Source organism: Mycobacterium sp. (assembly GCF_039583785.1).
In the GTDB taxonomy this organism is placed as follows: Bacteria; Actinomycetota; Actinomycetes; order Mycobacteriales; family Mycobacteriaceae; genus Mycobacterium.
In genome coordinates this window covers 1-3,493 of sequence record NZ_JAVKSG010000149.1, presented here as the reverse complement: position 1 = coordinate 3,493, position 3,493 = coordinate 1, and the positions used below count along the sequence as shown (strand labels likewise).

Below are 3,493 nucleotides of genomic sequence, written 5' to 3'. Positions count from 1 at the left end.
GAGTCCAAGGGCGTGGAAGTGAAGTACGCGATCCACCCGGTCGCCGGCCGGATGCCCGGGCACATGAACGTGCTGCTTGCCGAGGCCGAGGTCGACTACGACGCGATGAAGGACATGGACGACATCAACGACGAGTTCGGCCGCACCGACGTCGCGATCGTCATCGGTGCCAACGACGTCACCAACCCGTCGGCGCGCAACGACGCGTCCAGCCCGATCTACGGCATGCCGATCCTCAACGTCGACAAAGCGAGGTCGGTGATCGTGCTGAAGCGGTCGATGAATTCCGGTTTCGCGGGCATCGACAACCCGCTGTTCTACGCCGAGGGCACCACGATGTTGTTCGGCGACGCGAAGAAGTCGGTGTCCGAGGTTGCGGAGGAACTGAAGGCGCTATAGGCGCTACAGGTGCGCTGGTTAGACGGGCGGGTACGCCGGCGGCGGGTAGCCGTTACCGTCGACCACACCCCGAAGGCCCCATGGCACGTACCTGAGGTAGAACTCGATTTCATCGGAGACGTCGTAACTCGTTTCCGGATCCATGCGCCCCACCCTCTCGATTTGCCTCGGACGTCTGACGACGTAAGAACTTGTACGAAAGTGTAGTCCCACCGGGCAACGCGCAACAGTGAACCGTCGCGTTGCCTAGACTACCGACCAGTTGATTGACTCCGGGCAACCCCCGGACTGCCGAAGCGAGAAAACGCCATGCCATCCGAGAACGGGCTCACCCGCCGCGAGGAGCTGCTGACTGTCGCCACCAAGCTGTTCGCCGCACGCGGTTACCACGGTACCCGGATGGATGACGTCGCCGACGTGGTCGGCCTGAACAAGGCCACCGTCTACCACTATTACGCCAGCAAGTCGCTGATCCTCTACGACATCTACCAGCAGGCTGCCGAGCGCACCCTGGCCGCCGTGCACGACGATCCGACGATGTCGGCCCGCGAGGCGCTTTACCAGTACACCGTGCGACTGCTCAACCAGATCGCGGCCAACCCCGAAGGGGCGGCGGTCTACTTTCAGGAGCAGCCCTACATCACCGAGTGGTTCACCGAGGAGCAGGTCGCCGCGGTCCGGGAGAAGGAGACCCAGGTCTACGAGCACGTGCACGGGCTGATCGACCGGGGCGTCGCCAACGGCGAGTTCTTCGAGTGCGACTCCCACGTCCTGGCGCTCGGCTACATCGGGATGACGCTGGGCGCCTACCGTTGGCTGCGGCCGAGCGGGCGTCGCAGTGCCAAGGAGATCGCCGCCGAGTTCAGCACCGCGCTGCTGCGCGGCCTGATTCGCGACGAGGCGGTGCGGGTGGAGTCGCCGCTGGGCACGCGGACCGAGATCGGCACCGCCGGTCGTCATTCGCGATAAACGCTCAGACGGCGGTCTTCACTGAACTGTCAGGCAGCCGTGGTCCTCCAGAATCTCTACCAAGGCGATCTCACTGCCAGCCGCACGTTCACAGATCGTTGGCGGTGGCCTGGATCCCGGATTTCGTCATTCCGCTGTCGGGCAACTCCAAGGCACCCCGTGGGCCGTTGGGTGCAGACAGACGCGCTTCACTCACCGGCGCTATCGCTCAGGACGTAGGCGCCCAGGCTGCCCAGGAAACCCGCACAATGGGTGACGAGTTGTGCTGTCGTGTATTCGATTTCACCCTCGCTCCAGCGGCGCAACACCTCGAAGAGTCCACCGACGCCCAACGTCGCAGCCAAGTGCGTGACGGCGATGGCGGAATCGGCAATGTCCAAATGCACACGGGCCTGACGCAGGATCAGATCAGCGAAGCTGGCCATCATCTCACTGCGCAACGCGCGTAGGACCGGCTCGATCCCGGATTCAACGAACAAGATCCGCGCCAGCCCGGGATCCTGCTCGATCATGGTGACCAACGCGCGTACCGGAGCCTGCGCCAACGCCTCGGGTGTGGCGCTGTCCGCCGGGATGGCCGCCACGACGGCATCCTGCAAGGCAGCGTTGAGCTGATCGCACACCGCACGCAACAGCGCATCCCGATCGGCGAAGTGCTGGTAAAAGTAACGCGAGGTCACCCGCGACTTGGCGCAGACCGCGGTCACCGTGGTCTCCGCGGCCCCATGAGTGCCCATCAACTCGATCGTGGCCGCGATCAGCCGTGTCCGGCGGTCCCGGTGGCGCTGATCAGCGGTCATCCCGCCATACACCCGCGCTGGACTCACATCCCGAAGTGTGTCACGATCATCTGACTATATGCCGAGTCAGATGGCGGCGGTTTGAGTCGCAGGATCGCAAAGCACTTCCAAGTCCAACGGACCAGCGTCCTCTGCGGAATCCATCGAGAAGGAGATCCACATGTCCGACCCCGCACCCGTCGCGCTGAAGGCCCGACGGGTCAAATTCTCCTATCCAACTGGGACTCAACGGCAGCACTACGTCGGCGACGACTTGGTGTCCAGCCATTTGATCGCCGTGCTGTCGGCGATGTTTCCCGAGGGCGAGGACTTCTTCATCCGGTCGGTGCGTCACTACCGCGACCAGGTCCCCGACCCCGCACTGCAGGACGCGATCAAGGGATTCATCGCCCAAGAGGCCACCCACCGCCACCAACACAAGATGCTCAACGACCGGCTGCAGGCCATGGGCTATCCCACCGCGCGGATCGACCGCCACGTCAAGTGGTTGATCACCACCTTCGAGCGGCACTTTCCCGCGATGATGTCGCTAGCCGGAACCGCCGCTCTCGAGCACTACACCGCTACGCTCGCCGAGATCATCCTGACCAGCGACGAGATGCAAGCCCTACTCGGCGAATCCGATGTCCGCACGATGCTGCTGTGGCATGCGTTCGAAGAGTGCGAACACAAAGCGGTTGCCTTCGACGTCTACCGCGCTGTCGGCGGAACCGAACCAATGCGGGTCCGCGCCATGCGGCTCGCCACGGCAATCTTCGTGACCGAGGTGGTCGTACAGACGGTCCGGTCGCTAGTGCACGATCCTGCCACCTACCACCCCGTCACGCTGGTGCGTAGCCTGAACAAACTTCGCACGTCCCCGATGTTCAACCGGGACGCCCGGCGTCGCTATAGCTCCTACACCCGTCCAGGGTTTCACCCCGACGACTCGGACACCGCCGGGACCCTGGCATTCTGGGCTAAGGAACTCTTCGACACCACCGGCAATCAGCGCACGTACTAAAAGCCTTGATGGCGCAGACGTGCCTCCGACGTCACCCCGACCGCGAGGTCGACACCGGCAGCCGATCCCAGCTCGAGGTGCTCTGAGATCACCTGCCTCCGGCACGGGCGCAAGCGTTTTCTTGCGCCGCCGCCAACGGTCAGTCGTGGGCGGATCCGAGGCGGTGCAGGGCGGCGTGGAGGTGGTCGACGAGCAGGTCGCGGGCGGACAAACCGAACAGATCCAGGCGGCGGGTGTGGCTGAGGAGCAGGAGCCCGGTGGCGTGGGCGAAGGCTTCGGCGGTGACCTTCCGGGCGGCGTCCGGAGCGGCGCCGAGCTCGGC

The 3,493-nt window shown here is 64.4% G+C and carries 5 protein-coding genes and 1 pseudogene; 3 read left to right on the top strand and 3 right to left on the bottom strand.

What is annotated here, in order from left to right:
- Positions 1 to 399 (top strand): NAD(P)(+) transhydrogenase (Re/Si-specific) subunit beta (locus ABDV69_RS20640; protein WP_343577648.1); only part of this gene is annotated, 399 nt, incomplete at its 5' end.
- A gap of 18 nt (positions 400 to 417) precedes the next feature.
- Here the strand turns inward: ABDV69_RS20640 and ABDV69_RS20635 are convergent.
- Positions 418 to 543: a hypothetical protein gene (locus tag ABDV69_RS20635; protein WP_343577646.1), complete on the bottom strand. Its 126-nt coding sequence runs from the start codon at positions 541 to 543 to the stop codon at positions 418 to 420.
- A gap of 165 nt (positions 544 to 708) precedes the next feature.
- On the opposite strand from ABDV69_RS20635, the gene ABDV69_RS20630 reads away from it, so the two are divergent.
- The gene (locus ABDV69_RS20630; RefSeq protein WP_343577645.1) at positions 709 to 1,368 is read left to right on the top strand and encodes a TetR family transcriptional regulator; all 660 of its coding nucleotides are present in this window, start codon (positions 709 to 711) and stop codon (positions 1,366 to 1,368) included.
- A 188-nt stretch (positions 1,369 to 1,556) separates the two neighbouring features.
- Here ABDV69_RS20630 and ABDV69_RS20625 read toward each other — a convergent pair whose 3' ends face one another.
- Positions 1,557 to 2,195, bottom strand: coding sequence for a TetR/AcrR family transcriptional regulator (locus ABDV69_RS20625; protein ID WP_343577644.1), 639 nt, complete (start codon positions 2,193 to 2,195; stop codon positions 1,557 to 1,559).
- A 133-nt stretch (positions 2,196 to 2,328) separates the two neighbouring features.
- On the opposite strand from ABDV69_RS20625, the gene ABDV69_RS20620 reads away from it, so the two are divergent.
- Positions 2,329 to 3,171 (top strand): metal-dependent hydrolase, encoded by an 843-nt coding sequence (locus ABDV69_RS20620; protein WP_343577642.1) that lies wholly within the window; start codon positions 2,329 to 2,331, stop codon positions 3,169 to 3,171.
- 139 nt (positions 3,172 to 3,310) lie between these two features.
- On the opposite strand, the pseudogene ABDV69_RS20615 reads toward ABDV69_RS20620, so the two are convergent.
- Positions 3,311 to 3,493, bottom strand: a pseudogene (locus ABDV69_RS20615) (TetR/AcrR family transcriptional regulator); the annotation flags it as partial.

Excerpts from the sequence above, each read along its gene's own strand:
- ABDV69_RS20635 (WP_343577646.1), bottom strand. The coding sequence starts at position 543 with ATGGATCCGGAAACGAGTTACGACGTCTCCGATGAAATCGAGTTCTAC.
- ABDV69_RS20630 (WP_343577645.1), top strand. The coding sequence starts at position 709 with ATGCCATCCGAGAACGGGCTCACCCGCCGCGAGGAGCTGCTGACTGTC.
- ABDV69_RS20620 (WP_343577642.1), top strand. The coding sequence starts at position 2,329 with ATGTCCGACCCCGCACCCGTCGCGCTGAAGGCCCGACGGGTCAAATTC.